This window comes from Stenotrophomonas sp., assembly GCF_059505245.1.
Window position 1 is genome coordinate 184,417 of sequence record NZ_JCACKF010000045.1, and the last position, 17,576, is coordinate 201,992.

14 protein-coding genes are annotated in these 17,576 nt (G+C 65.9%); 5 read left to right on the top strand and 9 right to left on the bottom strand.

The window, feature by feature from the left end; genetic code table 11:
- Positions 1 to 6 precede the first annotated feature (6 nt).
- Positions 7 to 2,643: an RHS repeat domain-containing protein gene (locus AC5JLE_RS18445; protein WP_496065528.1), complete on the bottom strand. Its 2,637-nt coding sequence runs from the start codon at positions 2,641 to 2,643 to the stop codon at positions 7 to 9.
- 1,070 nt (positions 2,644 to 3,713) lie between these two features.
- On the opposite strand from AC5JLE_RS18445, the gene AC5JLE_RS18450 reads away from it, so the two are divergent.
- The gene (locus AC5JLE_RS18450) at positions 3,714 to 4,025 is read left to right on the top strand and encodes a hypothetical protein (protein WP_496065529.1); all 312 of its coding nucleotides are present in this window, start codon (positions 3,714 to 3,716) and stop codon (positions 4,023 to 4,025) included.
- 434 nt (positions 4,026 to 4,459) lie between these two features.
- Here AC5JLE_RS18450 and AC5JLE_RS18455 read toward each other — a convergent pair whose 3' ends face one another.
- On the bottom strand, positions 4,460 to 6,436 hold the full coding sequence (locus AC5JLE_RS18455) for a UvrD-helicase domain-containing protein (protein WP_049404935.1): 1,977 nt from the start codon (positions 6,434 to 6,436) through the stop codon (positions 4,460 to 4,462).
- A gap of 99 nt (positions 6,437 to 6,535) precedes the next feature.
- Here AC5JLE_RS18455 and AC5JLE_RS18460 point away from each other — a divergent pair, with 99 nt between their 5' ends.
- The 3 genes from AC5JLE_RS18460 to AC5JLE_RS18470 are packed head-to-tail and all read left to right on the top strand — an operon-like array spanning position 6,536 to position 8,605.
- Positions 6,536 to 7,207 carry an SEL1-like repeat protein gene (locus AC5JLE_RS18460; RefSeq protein WP_100450850.1) on the top strand — a complete coding sequence of 224 codons (672 nt, stop codon included), beginning with the start codon at positions 6,536 to 6,538 and terminating at the stop codon, positions 7,205 to 7,207.
- Positions 7,208 to 7,246: 39 nt separating this feature from the next.
- Positions 7,247 to 7,975 carry a sel1 repeat family protein gene (locus AC5JLE_RS18465; RefSeq protein WP_496065530.1) on the top strand — a complete coding sequence of 243 codons (729 nt, stop codon included), beginning with the start codon at positions 7,247 to 7,249 and terminating at the stop codon, positions 7,973 to 7,975.
- A 9-nt stretch (positions 7,976 to 7,984) separates the two neighbouring features.
- On the top strand, positions 7,985 to 8,605 hold the full coding sequence (locus AC5JLE_RS18470; protein WP_169412586.1) for a thymidine kinase: 621 nt from the start codon (positions 7,985 to 7,987) through the stop codon (positions 8,603 to 8,605).
- A 520-nt stretch (positions 8,606 to 9,125) separates the two neighbouring features.
- On the opposite strand, the gene AC5JLE_RS18475 is transcribed toward AC5JLE_RS18470, so the two are convergent.
- The 5 genes from AC5JLE_RS18475 to AC5JLE_RS18495 all read right to left on the bottom strand — a co-directional run bounded on the left by AC5JLE_RS18475 (position 9,126) and on the right by AC5JLE_RS18495 (position 14,273).
- Positions 9,126 to 10,730 carry an OpgD/OpgG family glucan biosynthesis protein gene (locus AC5JLE_RS18475; RefSeq protein ID WP_046427647.1) on the bottom strand — a complete coding sequence of 535 codons (1,605 nt, stop codon included), beginning with the start codon at positions 10,728 to 10,730 and terminating at the stop codon, positions 9,126 to 9,128.
- A gap of 105 nt (positions 10,731 to 10,835) precedes the next feature.
- Complete coding sequence (mutM, locus tag AC5JLE_RS18480) at positions 10,836 to 11,648, bottom strand: bifunctional DNA-formamidopyrimidine glycosylase/DNA-(apurinic or apyrimidinic site) lyase (RefSeq protein ID WP_014645439.1); 813 nt, start codon at positions 11,646 to 11,648, stop codon at positions 10,836 to 10,838.
- A 76-nt stretch (positions 11,649 to 11,724) separates the two neighbouring features.
- Positions 11,725 to 12,543: a hypothetical protein gene (locus tag AC5JLE_RS18485; RefSeq protein ID WP_197561774.1), complete on the bottom strand. Its 819-nt coding sequence runs from the start codon at positions 12,541 to 12,543 to the stop codon at positions 11,725 to 11,727.
- A 198-nt stretch (positions 12,544 to 12,741) separates the two neighbouring features.
- Complete coding sequence (locus AC5JLE_RS18490; protein WP_014645437.1) at positions 12,742 to 13,074, bottom strand: EF-hand domain-containing protein; 333 nt, start codon at positions 13,072 to 13,074, stop codon at positions 12,742 to 12,744.
- The gene (locus AC5JLE_RS18495; protein ID WP_496065531.1) at positions 13,071 to 14,273 is read right to left on the bottom strand and encodes a DesA family fatty acid desaturase; all 1,203 of its coding nucleotides are present in this window, start codon (positions 14,271 to 14,273) and stop codon (positions 13,071 to 13,073) included. Before AC5JLE_RS18495 ends, AC5JLE_RS18490 begins: the two co-directional genes overlap by 4 nt.
- A gap of 151 nt (positions 14,274 to 14,424) precedes the next feature.
- On the opposite strand from AC5JLE_RS18495, the gene AC5JLE_RS18500 reads away from it, so the two are divergent.
- Positions 14,425 to 15,246: an ABC transporter ATP-binding protein gene (locus tag AC5JLE_RS18500; RefSeq protein WP_032962356.1), complete on the top strand. Its 822-nt coding sequence runs from the start codon at positions 14,425 to 14,427 to the stop codon at positions 15,244 to 15,246.
- Between the two features lie 130 nt (positions 15,247 to 15,376).
- Here the strand turns inward: AC5JLE_RS18500 and AC5JLE_RS18505 are convergent, their stop codons facing one another.
- Together AC5JLE_RS18505 and AC5JLE_RS18510 are read right to left on the bottom strand one after the other, a co-directional pair.
- Complete coding sequence (locus tag AC5JLE_RS18505) at positions 15,377 to 16,579, bottom strand: DUF4785 domain-containing protein (protein ID WP_046427650.1); 1,203 nt, start codon at positions 16,577 to 16,579, stop codon at positions 15,377 to 15,379.
- A gap of 11 nt (positions 16,580 to 16,590) precedes the next feature.
- On the bottom strand, positions 16,591 to 17,469 hold the full coding sequence (locus AC5JLE_RS18510) for a hypothetical protein (protein WP_049408887.1): 879 nt from the start codon (positions 17,467 to 17,469) through the stop codon (positions 16,591 to 16,593).
- Positions 17,470 to 17,576 lie beyond the last annotated feature (107 nt).

Here is a 17,576-nt window from a genome sequence, read left to right on the forward strand (position 1 = left end):
GTGGTTTCAGTTTGCGGACTGGACCACTTCGGTAGTGAGGCCAAACGCATTCCGTTTTATGCTGACTTTGCTGCCGTCGGCACGAATGATCTGCGCAGGCTTTTCATAGTCAGGTCCTTCAAAGGCATCGAACCGGGTGATCGTCTGGTGGCCGAGCGGATCAACGACGGTAGTCGTAGCATTGCTGCTGTAGGCAATGGTCGTGATCAGCAGGCCTTGCTCGCTGTCCTGGGCCGAGGAAGTTTTCCTCCCAAGTGCGTCGTACTCAGTCCAGGTACCGGTCGCCACGTTGCTATCCTTTGAAGGGTAGGAAGTGAAGATCGGGCGACCCTCGCTGTCGTAGCTGTTCCTGACCCACCGTTGGGTCCCCGCGATGTCGTTTGCATCGTATTCGCGCACCAGGAGCGGCTGCCAAAGCGCATCGAGATAGGTTTCCTGACGCCGCGCCCCTTGAGCGTTATCGACTCGCCAGTGGCCCGGCGAAAGGCCGTACTCATCGGCCGCGACCTGCTGGAACGAGACGGTTGTCTTGGTCCACTGGTTCTCATCGACCGGTGGCTGGACCTCCTTCACGCGACCCATCGAATCGTGCTGATAGGACGTGGTCCTCTGCAGCGCATCCGTGGTTGAGGTGATCCACCCGTTTCCGTCGGCCGACATGCTGTTGGTGGTGCCATCAGGATTGGTGACCAGTCGCGGTACCCCCCGATACCAGTCCTGGATCTGGGTCGTATTTCCCTTTCCGTCACGCACCGTACTAATCGTGCCATCCGCGGCATAAGTCACACTCTGCAGCAGCGCTCCAGCGCGATAGACGGCATTCGGCTTGGCCATGGCGTCATAGCTATATCGCGTGGTGACCTTCCCGGACGCAACCTCCTTGACGCTCAACACCTGATCCAAGACCCAAGGGTTCGGCGTATCAAGATGCTCGCGTATCTCGTCCTTGGATCCGGAAGGGCCACTGTAAGTCACGCGTGCTGGACGGGCATTGCGATTGAAGTCGCTGTAGACCACGCGATAGGTATCGCCATCCTGACTGAATTGGCTCTCGCTCAGCGCACTCAGCGTGCCCGCCAAGAACTGACCTGACTGTAGTCCAATTGACCGCCCTACCCGGACGGTAAACGGACCTGTCTCGGAACCAAAGGTGTAGGTGCTTAGCTCATCACGTTGCACCTTGCCGGCCGCATCCAGAATCTGCTTTTGGAGGAGCTTTCGTTCGTTCAAGCCCGGATCTGCGCCATAGCGTTCGCGAATCTGCGTGCCATCCGGCTTGGTCAGACTGGACCAGCGCCCATCTCCCGGCAACTGCAGGTTGTAGCTTCGCGTACTCACCATCGAAGGCAGTCCGGGCCCCATGATGCTGCGCTTCTTCAAGGACCATGCATCGTAATGCGACGGAAGGAGTCCGTTGCAAGGATCAGAGCGGATAAACAGCTCCATTTCAAAGTCGAAGATGCCTTGAGCACCTGACGGAGAGGTTACCGTCATCTGCGTGGGTGGAGGGGCATTGCCCGCGCGGATCTCGCACCCGCCCCCATCGTCACCGCCACGCAAAGGAAGGCTTGATTGAAGCCGCCCGCGATGACTGTAGGTCCAAGCAGAGCCATCCGGGAGTGTCACCTGGGACAAGCCGCCGTCATTTCCCTCCGTATCGCCCACATAGGCATACCGCCAAACTCGCCCATTGGCCGTGACTGTGGTCACCCGGCCGTCGCCATCGTAGCTCAGGTCAATCCGGCGTCCATCGCTGGACTCAATCCTGGTGAGCCGGTACCCGTCGTAACTATAAGAAACCCAGTTCCCATAACGATCCTCAACACGCGATGCCAGAAGGTAGACGCGCTTACGCGCCATCATGCGACTCCCGGCCTTAGCTGTGGCGTAGGGCTTTTCCGCTCCCCAGTCAAAGAAGTACTTCTTGCCATCGGGCGTATGCCCCACGAACGCCTCGCCTGGGTATCCGTTGCGCGTTGCAGACAGACAAGTGAATCGCGCTCTGGACGCTGTCATCCACTTGGGTGCCTCAAGGCCTGGCGCAGAGGCATAGGACGGGTCATCGGCAATCAGAAGCTCCTCGCCGTTTCCGCCACTCCACTTCACATCGATGCCAAAGCCGATGTCGGTGTAGCCCCAGGTCTCCAGCAGCAAGGGCGCGGTGTTGACCGAACAACGCTGCGTGGTCTGAGCCCCTTGGTCACCCGTGATCCATCCAGCGCCTTTGGTCCACACGCCCGACACATAAGGCACGACGATTTCCCAATCATCGAACACTGTCAGACCCTTCGTCTCGCTATCGCGAAATCCTCGGTTAGTCGCCTCCACCGAAAAGCGTCGAGCGACGCTCACAGGAAGGTCAAAGTTGCCGGGAATGGACACGTCCTCAATGAAGAACTCCGTACTACCGTCGAAGCCTGAAGTCCGATCGCCAAAGACCTCATCGGTAGAGATAGCGGCGAGCGACTGCGTGCTCTTTATCCGCTTCTCATATTCTTGGTAATTGAAGAGCCCATCTTGCGCCGAAGCGTGGAACCCAGCCCCCAACGTGAGCGCTGCGCCCGTGATGATCGAGCAAAGTCGCGAATTAAGATAATTACTACGGGGGGATTTTTCCTCCCGCCTGTCCTTGGCAGAAATCATCTTCGCTACATCCTTGGATAACGAGTGAAAGGGAAATCAGCTGCTGATTGAGCAAAGAACTACGCCTACAGCTTCGCGTTGTCAAACCTGTATTGAGCGGGGCTGTAATGACCCACTAATTTTCCGATCAGGAGCTACGGCAATCTCCTGCGGATTGGCCGCAGCCAGAAGTGAAAAATCCTCTCAAGCTATTCCGAGGCGATCTCGTGAGAAAGTCACGATTCATCGAATTTCCTGCCACACTTCCGCAAACCGACGTGCCAAAAACGACACCAAGCGTATTTGGCCTGCTCATCCGGGTGATACGGCAAGATCGGGAGGTTGAGGCTCTTCTAAAATCGCCAGCGATATCGGAGTGAAACCCTTTTCATCAGCACCACCCCATCAGATAGCTCACCATAGGACTTGAGCTCATTAACTGACGCGTCATGACAGGTCGCCACCGATGGCACCCGACCCCACGCCCACTCCTGCTCGAGCAGGCGGTCAGCTCGCCATTGGGCGACGATCCCTACATCCTGACATGCCGCATGGCTGGAGCTGATCAAAGCCGCGCTGAAGAGGTGCTGAGACCAAACAGTCTCCGGCGCCCCTGTCGCATCCGCCTCGTTTATGAACCCGCCGGGCGGATGTCGACAGTCCGCTGGCATCCACTACCAACATCGCCGATAGCCTTGCAGCGCTGGGCTCCGGCCCCGTTACACCATATGCAACGATTCTGAAAATGTTGAAAGTGATGACGGCATCGGCCCTACTGCATTGGCATCACGCATAGGTCCGCGTATTCCTTGCCGTGCCACCGAGCACTGGTGGTCGGGATTCGAAACCCCGGTTGTGTGGATGTTGTTTGCACGTTGCCAGCCGGCACCGCCTCGTGCGGTGCCGGCTGGCAATCCGTCGGCCGGCTATGGCGGGCGATGCGTGGAGGCCTAGAGCCTGCCCGGTCATCCACACACGGGGTTTCGAACCATGCATCGTCCGCCACCTTTATCGGTGGCGGCTTCTGCCTGCACGCAAGGAGCCCAGCCATGACCTAGCCCCACTCCCCTGCCCCGCACCCAGTCCACGACGTGCCCGCGGACGGGCCGGCGCTGGATCCGAGCACCCTCATTGCCCTGCTGCACAGCATCGGCTCCGGCACTGCTTCCGATGGCCAACCCTGGCCGGAACGGCATCAGATGCCCGGCCGACGATTGGCCCTGGCCGACACCGACTGTTCGTTGGCGGGCCTGCGCGTGCTGGAGATCCTGCTGGCCGCGCAGCGCGCCCGCGAGAACGGCGAACTGGAGCAGTACGTCGGCCCGCGGGTCATGGAAGGTCTGATCATGGCCGGGCTGGGACTCACCGCGCACGCCAGCACGCGCCTGCAGCCGGAGGGCTGAGTGGTGTGGCACCCTTGGATGGCGATGGCGCTGTGCCTCGCCCCAGCGATTGCGGTACCGCGCCAGTGGTGGGTACCGTCCATACCCTCGCCTCTCGCGTTCCAGAGCCTCTCTGGCGTGCGCTATTCGCAGCTGCGTCGCCAAGCGGTCCAGTTCGTGAAGGCACGGCCGAGGCAGGGCTTCCAGCTCGTCGAACGACATGCAGACGGCGCTTTCCGGATTCACTGCAGAGACGTTCCAGTGCTGTGGCTGGATAGGCGCTCGCAGCATTTGCTGCTGCGGGCTTCACTGGATGCGAAACAGCGAGCGCCCGACGTTCTGCAGTTACGGGCGCTGCTGCAACGACAGATGCATCCATTGGACTACCTGGAACAGGTGCTTGCTGGCGGGCCGGAGCCTGTTTTGATGGATCGGGAGGAGTGTTCAGACTCCACTTAGTCGAACAACGCCTCGATCGCCGCCAACCCGGCACTCGCCCGCTCCTTCTTCCGCGCCGCATCGGCCACCGGGTCCGCACCATCGCGCTGGATCTCCTCGGCCGGGATCTCATCGAAGAACCGGCTCGGCTTCAGCCGCACGTGCTCGCCGAACTTGCGCGTGAGCTTGCTGTAACTCATCCACAGCTGGATCTTGGCGCGGGTGATGCCCACGTACAGCAGGCGACGTTCTTCCTGCAGGTTGCCCTCGTCCAGGCTGACCTGGTGCGGCAGCACGCCGTCCTCGCAGCCGACGATGAACACGTACGGGAACTCCAGGCCCTTGGAGGCATGCATGGTCATCATGCGCACCTGGTTGCCGCCTTCGTCCTTGTCGCTGCGCGACAGCAGTGCCAGCTGTCCGGCCAGGTCAGCCGCAGTGGCACCGCGCGGGCCGCCCTCGAACCACTGCGCCAGTTCCTCGATGTTGTTGGCACGGCGCTGGTAACTGGCTTCTTCCTTGGCCTGCTGGCGAAGTTCGCTGAGCAGGCCGGACTCCTTGGCGACCTTGCGGATCATGTCGCCGGAACTGACCTGGCGCATCTGCGCACGCAGGTCGCGCAGGATGTCGGTGAAGCGCGCCAGGCTGTTGGCCGCACGCGGCGGCAACTGCTGCAGGGCGCCGATCGCCTCGGCGGCCTGCGCCATCGGCATGTCCTTTTCCTGCGCCAGTTCGGCCAGCCTGGCCAGCGTGCCGGCACCGACATCGCGCTTGGGTGACTGCACCGCACGCATGAACGCGGTGTCGTCGTCCGGGTTCACCAGCAGGCGCAGCCAGGCCAGCGTGTCCTTCACTTCCTGGCGCTCCAGGAACATCGTGCCGCCGGTCAGGTGGTAGGGGATGCGCAGCAGCTGCAGCGCTTTTTCCAGCGGGCGCGACTGGAAGTTGCCGCGGAACAGGATGCAGAAGTCGCTCCACGGCACGTTGCGCGACTGCGCCACGAAGGCAATCTCCGCAGCGACCTTCTCTGCTTCGTGTTCGCTGTTGCGGCATTCCCACACGCGGATGCGCTCGCCGTCAGCCTGGTCGCTCCACAGCTTCTTCAGGTGCTCGTGCGGGTTGTTGGCGATCAGCGCATTGGCCGCACGCAGCACGCGGTTGGAGCAGCGGTAGTTCTGCTCCAGCTTGATGATTTCCAGCGCGGGGTAATCACGCCCCATCTGCTGCAGGTTTTCCGGGTTGGCGCCGCGCCAGGCGTAGATCGACTGGTCATCGTCGCCCACGCAGGTGAAATTGCCCTTCTCGCCGGCCAGCTGCTTGAGCAGGCGGTACTGCGCGTCGTTGGTGTCCTGGCATTCGTCCACCAGCAGGTAGCCGATGCGCTCGCGCCAGGCCAGCGCGATTTCCGGGTTCTCTTCCAGGATCTGCACCGGCAGGCGGATCAGGTCGTCGAAGTCGACCGCATTGAACGCGGTCAGCCGCAGCTGGTAGCGCTCGTAGACGCTGGCCGCTTCCTTCTCGCGGTTGCTGCGCGCGGCGGCCATCGCCTGTTCGGGCGACAGGCCAGCGTTCTTCGCGCGCGACACCAGGTTCTTCATGTCCTCGATGTCATCGGGCTTGGCGCCGTACATCAGGTCCTTGATCTGCGCGGCGGCATCATCGGCATCGAAGATCGAGAAACCGCGCTTCAGGCCCACGGCGGCATGTTCGATCTGCAGGAACTTCAGGCCCAGCGCATGGAAGGTACAGATGGTCACCTCGTCGGCGTCCTGCTCGCGCAGGCGCTTGGCCACGCGCTCGCGCATTTCCTTGGCCGACTTGTTGGTGAAGGTGATCGCGGCGATGCGGCGGGCCGGGTAGCGGCCACAGCCGATCAGGTGGGCAATCTTCTCCACGATCACGCGCGTCTTGCCGCTGCCGGCGCCGGCGAGCACCAGCAACGGGCCTTCGACGTGCAGGACCGCGGCAGCTTGGGGAGGATTCAGACCGTGCATGGGGACAGGATTGTAGCGGGGTGCCGGCAGGCCCACCTGACTTGCATGGCGCCCGCCCGTAAGGTATTGAATCGGCACCGGAACACAGGAGCGTGGTCCATGTCCCCGACTGTCATCGCCCGTCCGCTTGCGGCCGCCCTGCTCGGCCTGCTGGCCCAGCCTGCGGCCGGGTCCGGCCCGCCGCCGCGCACGGATGCCTATGAAGCGATCGTGCTGCAGTCGCACGAGTTCCTCATCTACCATCCGGACCTGCGCTTCCGTGGGCTCGGCATGCAGGCCCGCGAACGGGGCCGCCACGAAGAAGCCCGCATCGACTTCCGCAATGCCGCGCGCTACGGCGACAAGCTGTCACAGGCAGCGCTGGCCGACATGCTCTGGAACGGGCAAGGCGGCCCGGCTGACCGCGCCCTGGGCTACGCGTGGATGGACCTGGCGGCCGAGCGCGGCACCGAGTGGCTGGTGGTGCAGCGCGAACGCTTCTGGGAGGCGCTGTCCGCCGACGAACGCGAGCGCGCGGTGCGCGAGGGCCGCGCGCTGTACGCCGAGTTCGGTGACCCCGCCGCCACACCGCGGCTGGAACGCGAACTGCGCGCCGGCAGCATGCAGCAGACCGGCAGCCGCGCCGGCTGGAGCGGCGCCATGCGCAGCCAGGGCCGCGGCGATGCCGGGCCGCGCGTGCTGCAACCGGAGAAGCACCAGCTGGCCCGTTACTGGGATCCGGTGGCCTACCGGCAATGGCAGGACGAGGCGTTGGCGAAGTCGGGGCGATGACGTTGGTTTTTTTCCATGGCCATGGCCAGGAGGGCCATCATGAAGGCGAAACACGCTCCACTCTGCCTGTTGCTGCTTCTGTCGACGGCCGCTGCCGTCGCCGCAAAGGAATGTCCGGTTGAGGCCCCGCGACGGATTCCGCCCACCGTCCTGACCGGAGGGTTTTTCGATTCGCACCCGGACCTCTTCTGGCGAAGCATGGCCCAACGGGCCGAACAGGATAAACAGCCCGCCAGGGCCCTGGTCTACTACAAACGCTCGGCACGCTACGCCGACAAGTTCTCCCAGGCAATGGTGGCAAGGCTGTACCAGGAGGGTATCGGCACTGCGCCGGACCCGGTGATGGCCTACATCTGGATGGACCTGGCCGCCGAGCGCATGTACCACGACTTCCTGGTCCTGCGGGAACACTACTGGGCACGCCTTGATCCGCTGCAGCAGGCACAGGCGATCGAGCGCGGCCAACAGGTATACGCCGACTATGGCGACCGCGTAGCCAAGCCCCGCATGGAACGGGCGCTCAGCGACGGGCGCCGGCAGATCACCGGCAGCCGCGTCGGCTACGTGAGCTCGGCCCTGGTCGTCGTGCGGCGCCGCGGCGACGAGCAGGGCATCGCAACGCCAGGCAACATCGTCTACGACAACGACTACTGGAAGGCCCCCGACTACTGGTGCCTGCAGGACAACTACTGGCGGCCAGCGCTTGCGCCCAGCATCGAGATCGGTGCGCCGCAGCAGATCCGCGACGGCGGGCCGGGGGGCGACTAGAATTGGCCGATGGCCAAGCTCTACTTCTACTACTCGGCGATGAACGCCGGCAAGACCACCACTCTGCTGCAGAGCGCACACAACTACCGCGAGCGCGGCATGCGGGTGGCGATCCTGACCCCACGCCTGGACGACCGCGCCGGCGCCGGCGTGGTCGCCTCGCGGATCGGCCTGCGCGCCGATGGCATGGCCTTCGACCGCGATACCGACCTGCAGCGCTGGGTGGAGCAGGATCTGGCGACGAACGGGCCGATGGGCTGCGTGCTGGTGGACGAGGCGCAGTTCCTGACCCGGGCCCAGGTCTGGCAGCTCAGCGAGGTAGTCGACCAGCTACGAATTCCGGTGCTGTGCTACGGCCTGCGTACCGACTTCCGCGGCGAGCTGTTCGAAGGCAGCCAGTACCTGCTGGCCTGGGCCGACGAGATGCAGGAGATCAAGACCATCTGCCACAGCGGCAAGAAGGCGACCATGACCGTGCGCGTGGACGAGCATGGCCACGCCGTGCAGGATGGCCCGCAGGTGGAGATCGGTGGCAACGAGCGCTACGTGTCGGTCAGCCGTGCGGAGTTCAAGAAGATCACCCGCGGCGAAGGGCGGATCGACCCGGCGCAGGCGCCGCTGCCGCTGTAAGGGGTGTTCTTTTGCAGGGCTTGCAGCCCTGCACCTGCAGAGACAACAGCAACGGCAACAGCGGGCATTCCGTGGGATGGCGGGGCGGTGTCGGAGTGCGGGGACGCTGCAAGTACGTCCCTGCAAGCTTGGCAGCCGCATCCATGCGGCTGACACCCCGCACTCCGACACCGCCCCACCTCTGACAGATGGCCGCGGCTGTTGGTAGGTGTCGACCTTGGTCGACACATCTGTCAGATATCGAATGAAATTCCGGGGTCAGATCCGTTTTCCTTCGTAAAACGGATCTGACCCCATGAGCAATTCCGACAGATCGCGGCGATCTGTCGAAGGCGGGGTGGGTCCGGTGGCGGGAGTGTTCGCGGCATGGATGCCGCGACCAAGCCCCCAGGGACGGGTTTACGGCGTCTCCCGCCACCGGACCCACCCCGCCGTCCCACGGAATGCCCGCTTTTGACGTTGACGTTGACGTTGATGTCTGCAGGTGCAGGGCTGCAAGCCCTGCAAACCCAACCCCCTCTTAGTACAGCGTGCGCTCCGGCGCACCCGCCGGCGGCGGGGTGTACTGGTACAGCCAGGTTTCCGTAAGCGTCTTGCCGCCACTGCGCAGGAACAGGCGGATGTCGATCTGCTCGGTACTGCCTTCCGGCGGCACCAGGTCGAACATCGCGCGATAGCCGTTGATCTCGCGCAGCGGGCGCGCCGACACGATCTCGACCCGGCCACGGCTGGCTTCCACCACCGCCTCGACCTCACCCTTGTCGATCAGGCTGGCCAGCTCGCCCCCTTCGAAGTCCACCGCGAAGCGCCAGCTGAAGTACTCGCGCTTCTTGCCGACCACACCGCCCAGGCCGGTGCGGCTGGCCACGCAGTGCGCCAGCGGCGGGCGCGCCGGCGGTTCGGCGCCCCAGTACAGGCGGTAGCCGACCAGCAGCTCCTGGCCCGGCTGCGGCTTATCCTTCGGGTTCCAGAACGCCACGATGTTGTCGAACGTCTCGTCCACGGTGGGAATCTCCACCAGCTGCACCGAGCCCTCGCCCCATTCGCCCTTCGGCTCCACCCACAGGCACGGGCGCTTCTCGTAGAACACGCCGTCGTCCTGGTAATGGTCGAAGTTGCGGTCGCGCTGCAGCAGGCCGAAGCCGCGCGGGTTGCGGTCCACGAACATGTTGAAGCGCAGGTTGCGCGGGTTCAGCAGCGGCCGCCAGATCCATTCGCCAGCGCCGGTCCACAGCGACAGGCCATCGGTATCGTGGATCTCCGGGCGCCAGTCCCATGCCATGCGGCGGTCGTTCTCGCCCACCTGGTACATGCTGGTGCACGGTGCGATGCCGAGCCGCTCGATCGGCTTGCGCGGGTACAGCGCGCTGTCGATGTCCATCAGCAGCACGTCGCCATTGGTGATCGCGAAGCGATAGGCGCCAGCCACGCTGGGTGAATCCAGCAGGCCGTAGACCACGATCGTGTCCGAATCAGCCGATGGCTGTTCCAGGTAGTAGGCGATGAAATCCGGGAATTCCTCCGGCTTGCCCATCCCGGTGTCGATCGCCAGGCCGCGCGCGGACTGGCCGTACTGGCCTTCCTTGCCGACCGCGCGGAAGTAGCTGGCGCCGAGGAAGGCGGCGAAGTCGCGGTCAGTGTCCTTGCGGGTGTTCAGGCGGAAGCCGGCGAAGCCGAGGTCGGCCGGCAGCTCGCCATCCTTGATGCCGCTCTTGCCGTAGTTGAACGCCGCGCCGTCATAGGCCAGTTCCTGCGCCTTGCCGTCGACCACGTCGAACATGCGCACCGGCGAATGGAAGTACAGGCCCAGGTGGAAGAACTTGGCCTGGAACTTGCCGGGCTGGTCGGCCCACAGCGCATGGTCCTGGCGGTAGCCGATCGACTGGTACTGGTCCCAGTCCAGTCCTTCCAGACGGCCCGGCAGCACCCGCTTGTGGCTCTTGTAGGGCGCCTGCGCCAGCGCGCGCGCCTGGCCCTTCAGGGTAGCGAAGTCGAACGGTTGCGGCTGGCCGAGGCGGCGCAGGCCCATCTGGCCGCTCCTGCTGGCCGCGCACGCGGGCAGGGACGGCAGGCCGAATGCAGCCAGGGCGAGGGAGGCATTGCGGATGAAGTCGCGTCGTTGCATGCAGGCGCGTCAGGCACAGGGAGGAAGGTCGGCCATCATAGGCAGACAAACGTTAACGGGCAGCGGAGACGCGCCCTGCCCGTTCAGCTGCCGCTGGCTGCCGGCTCAGCGCTGGCAGTGGCTGCACCAGACGCTGGCGCGCTGGCCGATGGTGGCGTGCTTCAGCGCGCGGCCACAGTTCGGGCAGGGCAGCCCGTCACGGCCGTACACCAGCAGTTCCTGTTCGAAGTAGCCCGGCGCGCCATCGGGGCTGATGAAATCGCGCAGGGTGGTGCCGCCACGGGTGATGGCATAGCCCAGGATCTCCTTCACCGCGTCGGCCAGCCGCTGGTAGCGTTCGCGCGAGATCTTCCCAGCCTCGCGCAGCGGACTGATGCCGGCCTTGAACAGGCTCTCGGCGGCGTAGATGTTGCCCACGCCCACCACCACCGCCTGGTCCATCAGGAAGGTCTTCACCGGCGCACTGCGGCCACGGCTGCGCGCAAACAGGTAGTCGCCGTCGAATCCCTCGTCCAGTGGCTCCGGGCCCAGCCCCTGCAGCAGCGGGTGGATCTCACCGGCGGGCTGCCAGAGCAGGCTGCCGAATCGGCGCGGGTCGTTGAAGCGCAGCAGGCGGCCGTTGTCCAGACTGATATCCACATGGTCGTGGGCGCGCAGCGGTGTGTCACCGGGCAGCACGCGCAGGCTGCCGGACATGCCCAGGTGCAGCACCGCGCTGCCGATGGCGGTATCCAGCAGCAGGTACTTGGCGCGCCGGCGGATGTCCTCGATGCGCTGCCCCGGCAGCAGCTCGGCCACTTCCGGTGGAATCGGCCAGCGCAGGTCGGCGCGGCGCAGGATCACGCCATGCACGCGGCGGCCCTGCAGGTGCGGCGCCAGGCCGCGGCGGGTGGTTTCGACTTCGGGCAGTTCAGGCATGCAGGGATTCTATCCCCGCTCTGCGGCCGGCACCTGGCCGTCGATGCCGAGGAATGATCCCCGGCATCGACCGGTGTCAGGCGCCCTGGCCGGCGCGCACAGGCTCCGCCGGAACCGGTGCCGCAGCGGCGGGACGGTCCGGGAACAGCGACGGCAGCGTTTCCACGAACCGGGCCAGGCACTGGTCGCTGTAGCGCTCGGCCGTCTGCTTGACCAACGCATAGTCGTCGGCCTGCCAGGCTTCCAGGGGTGCGGCCACCGGTGCGTCGACCTGGCACTGCACGCCTTCGCCACCGACCAGGCGCAACAGCTTGCGGGTATACGGGAAGCCGACGTGCTGGGTCTGGCGCAGCTCGTACTGGGTATCGGCATCGCCCAGTTCCTTGTAGATCAGGGTGAAGCCATCGGCGGTGATCTGCACCGGCCGTACCTCTGCCGGCACAGCGCCCGGATGCGCGGTGAAGTACTCGGCCAGGCGCATGCGCACCTGGTCCTGCAGGTAACCGAAGGCCGGGTTCGGAACGGTCTCCACCCGGGTTCCCTTCAGCTGGTCCTTCTTGAACGAGCTGCCGCCGAGCGTGCCGGAAAACAATGACACGGCAACCTGCGCGGCCACCAGCTTGCCGGTGGTGGAACGCTGCACCAGGCGCAGCGTCTTGTCGCCGACTGGCTGGCCATCCGCGCCCATCTGCAGCTTCACGCTCACCGGCACCCGGCTTTCCCAGGCAGGCAGCTCCGCCACGGCGGCGACAACGCCGGCATCAGCGGCGGGAACGTCTGCAGCCGTCGCCGTGTCGGACGGGGCGGTCGGGGGTGGCTCATTGGCCAGCACAGGCGAGGCGATGACGAGGCTGCCGAGCAGCGCGGCCGCCAGCAGGGGTGGGTTCGATTTCATGGGGGATCCTTGGGTCGTGTCGGGCCAGTGCAGGCGATTCCGTTCGGCATCGATCATCGCAATGGCACCGCACTCCCTTCCATGTCCTTCCCCCTACCGCGACCCATCGCGGTCGACATGCCAGATCGCCTTACCCGTGCGGATCGACCGGTACCCGGGATCGCGTCGAACCCACCATCGGCAGCACGCCGGGAATCTTTAGCGCGGAGGCGCCGCCAGTTCGCGCGCATCCAGGAAACCATCACCGTTGGCATCCTGCTTGTGGAAGCGCTGCACGATCACCTGCCGCTGCTGCTCGCGGCTGATCGCCCTGCCCTTGCCACCGGGCAGCTCCTCGGCCGTCAGCACACCATCACCGTTGCGGTCCATGCGGTCGAAGGCATACAGCATCCACTGCACGTACTCGGCCTCGCTGACCCTGCCGTCGCCATCGCTGTCCATCCGCTGCAGATAGCTGGCGGTGTCGGTGACCTGGGCCAGCGCCGCGCCCGGCAGCAGTGCCGCCAGCAGAAGCCCGTACCCTGCCCTCACGCGCCCACCAGGCTGTAGCCCTTCAAGCGTGCGGCGTAGGCCTGCAACGCCGCGATACCGCTTTCCTCGGCCTCGCGGCACCACGCCTGCAACTGGTGCAGGCGCTCGGCGGCATCGTGGCCTCGGGCTTCCAGCAACGCCGCCAGCCGCGCGCGGTACTCAACCAGGGTGCGGATGCGCGGGCGCTGTGCCACCCATGCGCTGAGCTGGGCACGGCTGTCCGGCTTCAGCCAGCGACCATCGTTGACCAGTCCACGGCGCAGCCGGCGCGGCAGCAGGCGGCGCAGCTTGGCTCCGGCCTGGGCGGCTTCCTCGCGCAGGGCCGGCATGAACACATTGCGCTGGTAGTCGGTCATCGCCTGGAAGCGATGCGACAGCAGCGCCTTAAGGGTCTCGGCATCGGGCACGGCGATGTTCGGACGCACGTCCATGGCCGGTGCCACCCGCAGCACCTTGGCCAGGCGCAGCGCCTGCAGCAGGCGGATCGCACTCCAGCCGATGTCGAATTCCCAGCGCCGCATCGCGAAGCGCGCCGAGCTGGGGAAGGCATGGTGGTTGTTGTGCAGCTCCTCGCCACCGATCCAGAACCCCCACGGCGTGAGATTGGTGGAGGTATCGGCAGACTCGTAGTTGCGGTAGCCCCACCAGTGGCCCAGGCCGTTGACCACGCCGGCCGCCCAGAACGGGATCCATGCCATCTGGATCGCCCACAGGGCCACGCCGGGCAGGCCGAACAGCACGCTGTTGATCACCAGCAGCAGCATCGGGCCCAGCGTGGCGTGCGGGGTATACAGGTGGCGCTCGATCGCATCGTCCGGGGTACCGCGCCCGTACTGTTCGATGTCCGCGCGCATGCCGCGTGCCTCCCGGTACAGCTCCACGCCGTGCCAGAACACCCTGCCGATGCCGCGGGTGACCGGGCTGTGCGGGTCGTCCTCGGTCTCCACCTTGGCGTGGTGCTTGCGATGGATGGCCACCCACTCGCGGGTGATCATCGAGGTGGTCAGCCACAGCCAGAAACGGAACACGTGGGCCAGCGCCGGGTGGAAATCGACCCCGCGATGGGCCTGGCTGCGGTGCAGGTACAGGGTCACCGAGAAGATGGTGATCTGGGTGAAGACCAGCAGCACTGCCAGCATGGCCCACCACCCCAGGCCGAGCACACCACCGGTCAACAGGGACATCAGGGCATCAGGCATGACGGCTCTCCGGATCGACGCGGGGATGGCAGACATGATGGCCGCTTGCGTTGCAAACTGCATCCCTGCGGCGATGTATCGCATCGCCATCCGTGGCACCGTTCACAGTTGGGGACCTGAGTTGTCGAGCCTTGATCCACGCGCCAGCGCCATGACCGCCGCCCCGCCCGTCGCGGAGCTGCCCCCCTTGATCGAACTGGACCGCGCCACCGTGGTGCGCGGCCAGGTGAAGGTGCTGCACGGGCTCAGCCTGCGCATCGCGCAGGGCCAGCACACCGCCCTGCTCGGCCCCAACGGCTGCGGCAAATCCACCTTCATCAAGCTGATCACCCGCGAACTGTATCCACTGGCGCAGGGCGACGGCACGGTGGCGGTGAAGGTGCTGGGCCAGAACCGCTGGCAGGTGGACCGGCTGCGCTCGCAGCTGGGCATCGTCACCGGCGACCTCAGCAGCAACCTGGCCGACATGCCCGGCCTGACCGTGGAACAGGCGGTGCTGTCCGGCTTCTTCGCCAGCTACGTGGTGCCGGCCTTCCGCGAGGTGACCGCCGACATGCGTGCACGCGTCGGTGAAACGCTGGCGATGACCGGCGCCCTGACGCTGCGCGAGCGCGCCTATGCCGAGCTGTCGGCCGGCGAGACCCGCCGCGTGCTGATCGCCCGCGCGCTGGTCAATCGACCGCAGGCACTGCTGCTGGACGAACCCTCCACCGGGCTGGACCTGGTCGCCCGCGAGCAGCTGGTGGCGACCATGCGGGTGCTGGCGCAGCAGGGCATCACCCTGGTGCTGGTGACCCACCACATCGAAGAGATCATTCCCGAGATCGAGCGCGTGGTGCTGCTGCGCGATGGTCGCGTACTGGCCGACGGCACCCGCGCCGAGCTGCTGCGCAACGAACCGCTGTCGGCGGTGTTCGGCGGCGCGATCACCGTATGCGAGCAGGAAGGCCGGCTGACCGCGTACGCGGGGTGATCGACATGCCACTGTAGAGCCGAGCCGATGCTCGGCTGCTCCTGATCACGACAAACAGCAGCCGGGCATCGGCTCGGCTCTACAGGATGCAATGCAGCGGGCCGGATATCCCGGCCCGCCACCGCCGTGCTCAGAACCGCAACGCCAGCGCGCGCGACTCGATCGGTGCCATCCGGCTCTGGTCCTGCAGCTGCAGGTCGCGCAGTTCGTACGGCGCACCGAAACCGGCCGGCAATGCGGCCTGGTCGAACGGCAGCACCAGCTGGCCTGCACCGGGGCCATCGAACCACGCCGCCGCATGTGCCTGCGCGACCGGCTTCAACTGGCCATCGCGGGCCGTGGCGTACAGCGTGCCGCGTGCTTCGTAGCGGCCAGCGGCGGCCACCTGCAGCGGCAGTGCCACCTGGCGGCTGGACGGGTCCGGTGCCGCCTGGCCACTGAAGCGCGCGGTCGGCCGTGCCACCGCGAAAGCCACCTTGCCGTCGCGCAGCACGCCATCGGCCTGGGCGAACACCTGCAGTTCCCACAGCCCCTGCACGCTGCCGAGATCGGCGGGGATGCGCACCTGCGCGCGCAGGCTGCCGTCGGTGGTGCGCAGCAGGCGCTGCGGCCAGCTGCGGCCATCCGGTGCGACCAGCAGGGCTTCACCGCCCAGGCCGCCACGGCGCGATGCCAGCTGCGCGGTGGTGGCGCCGTCTTCCAGCAGGCGTGCCTGCAGCTGCACGTTGCCACCAGCCAGCACCTGCGCCTGGTTGGCCTGCACTTCCAGCCGCAGCGGGCTGTTCGGCTCAAGCACCTGCACCACATAGCGGCCCTGCGCCTGCGTGCTCTGCAGCGTGTACGCACCGGCCGAACTGGTCGCGCCGGTGCGCAGCATGCTGCTGCCATCACTCACCGGCATGCCGGCATCCTGCAGCGCGCGCGCATCGACACTGCGGGCCACGCTGCTGCGGCCGGCCGGGTCGCGCACCTGCAGGGTGTTGGCCGGCAGCGCGCGGGCACCTGCGGCCGGGCTCAGCTGGATCACCGCATCGGGCGCCGTCAGCGGCAGGTCCAGGCCGCGTTGCAGCTGCGTGCCATCGACCTGCTGCCAGTAGCTGCGGCTGACCGAGGCATACGGCGTGGCCGCCTGCAGCGGTTGTGCCGGGTCCAGCGCCCAGGCAAAGGACAGCGGCGCGTGCTCGCTTTCATCGGCGGGCAGCGGCGCGGCCACCAGTGCGGCAGGCACCTGATCGCCCGCGCGGGCGGCCTGCAGCGGCTGCGCGGCCTGCGCTGCGGAAAGGGACAGCACGGCCAGCAAAGCACTGGCCAGCAGGGTGGAATGGTTCGTCATGGTCATCTCCCTCACTGGTTCAGGTCGTTGCGCAGCAGGGTGCCGAGGCCGAAGCACTCGCGCCGGCTCTGGTTGTGGCTGAGTGGTTCGGCGCCCTGGGTGCGTGCCTTGTCGGTGAACCAGGTGGTGCCGGCAGCCTTCTGGCTGCTGCACTCCAGGAAGCCATCGGAGCAGGACGACAGCCAGTTCTGGGTGAACTCCAGGCCGACATTGGCGGCGTAGCCACCGCAGTAACTGTTGCTGTCCCACACCGCCGATTCCACATCGCTGCCGACCACCGCACGGAACGGTTTGGGCAGCGCCGGGCGACCGGCCGTGCCGTACAGGTTCTGCGCGTTGTAGGTGGCCATGCTTGCCACCTGCTGCTGGCGTACCGCGTCGTTCTTGTAGCCCAGCAGCCAGCCCAGCGACGTTTCGAAGGTATTGCCGTTGAGCACTGCATCGGCCAGCGGTGTACCGGCCGAGGACGGAGCCAGCGCATTGACCTTGCGCACCGTGCGGATGATCTTCGCATAGCGGCTGTCGTAGGTCGGGTTGGACAGGATCCAGCGCATCACATTGCCGCCGTTGGAGTGGGTGATCACCACCAACTGGGTGATGCCACGGCTGTCGATGAAGCCGGTCAGCTGGTTGGCCAGGCAACCGGCCGCTTCCGGTTTCCACATGTACTGGGTGAAGTCACAGTTGATGACGACGTAGTTGCTGCTGTTCGGCAGGCCCTGGCGCACGGTGTCGATGATCGCCGGCTGCCAGTAGTCCTGGGTGGCATTGGTCTGCGCGCCGGTGCCATGCACGAAGGCCACGCCGACCACGTCGGCGGCCTGCGCCGGGGCGGTTGCCAGCCCGAGGAGCAGGGCCAGGACGGTACTTCCTGTTGCGGTGCTGCGCATCGCTTCTCTCCCTCTGTCAGTGGATCCCCCCGACCCGGCTGGAACTGGACGGCCTCTCGACCCCGTTGTGTCGATGCTCGCGGCGCAGGCGCGTGAAAGTCCGTGCG

What these genes read in the sequence shown, in the direction of transcription:
- AC5JLE_RS18445 (WP_496065528.1), bottom strand. Translation starts at nt 2,643, where the DNA reads ATGATTTCTGCCAAGGACAGGCGGGAGGAAAAATCCCCCCGTAGTAAT.
- AC5JLE_RS18455 (WP_049404935.1), bottom strand. Translation starts at nt 6,436, where the DNA reads ATGCACGGTCTGAATCCTCCCCAAGCTGCCGCGGTCCTGCACGTCGAA.
- AC5JLE_RS18460 (WP_100450850.1), top strand. Translation starts at nt 6,536, where the DNA reads ATGTCCCCGACTGTCATCGCCCGTCCGCTTGCGGCCGCCCTGCTCGGC.
- AC5JLE_RS18465 (WP_496065530.1), top strand. Translation starts at nt 7,247, where the DNA reads ATGAAGGCGAAACACGCTCCACTCTGCCTGTTGCTGCTTCTGTCGACG.
- AC5JLE_RS18470 (WP_169412586.1), top strand. Translation starts at nt 7,985, where the DNA reads ATGGCCAAGCTCTACTTCTACTACTCGGCGATGAACGCCGGCAAGACC.
- AC5JLE_RS18475 (WP_046427647.1), bottom strand. Translation starts at nt 10,730, where the DNA reads ATGCAACGACGCGACTTCATCCGCAATGCCTCCCTCGCCCTGGCTGCA.
- mutM (WP_014645439.1), bottom strand. Translation starts at nt 11,648, where the DNA reads ATGCCTGAACTGCCCGAAGTCGAAACCACCCGCCGCGGCCTGGCGCCG.
- AC5JLE_RS18485 (WP_197561774.1), bottom strand. Translation starts at nt 12,543, where the DNA reads ATGAAATCGAACCCACCCCTGCTGGCGGCCGCGCTGCTCGGCAGCCTC.
- AC5JLE_RS18495 (WP_496065531.1), bottom strand. Translation starts at nt 14,273, where the DNA reads ATGCCTGATGCCCTGATGTCCCTGTTGACCGGTGGTGTGCTCGGCCTG.
- AC5JLE_RS18500 (WP_032962356.1), top strand. Translation starts at nt 14,425, where the DNA reads ATGACCGCCGCCCCGCCCGTCGCGGAGCTGCCCCCCTTGATCGAACTG.
- AC5JLE_RS18505 (WP_046427650.1), bottom strand. Translation starts at nt 16,579, where the DNA reads ATGACGAACCATTCCACCCTGCTGGCCAGTGCTTTGCTGGCCGTGCTG.
- AC5JLE_RS18510 (WP_049408887.1), bottom strand. Translation starts at nt 17,469, where the DNA reads ATGCGCAGCACCGCAACAGGAAGTACCGTCCTGGCCCTGCTCCTCGGG.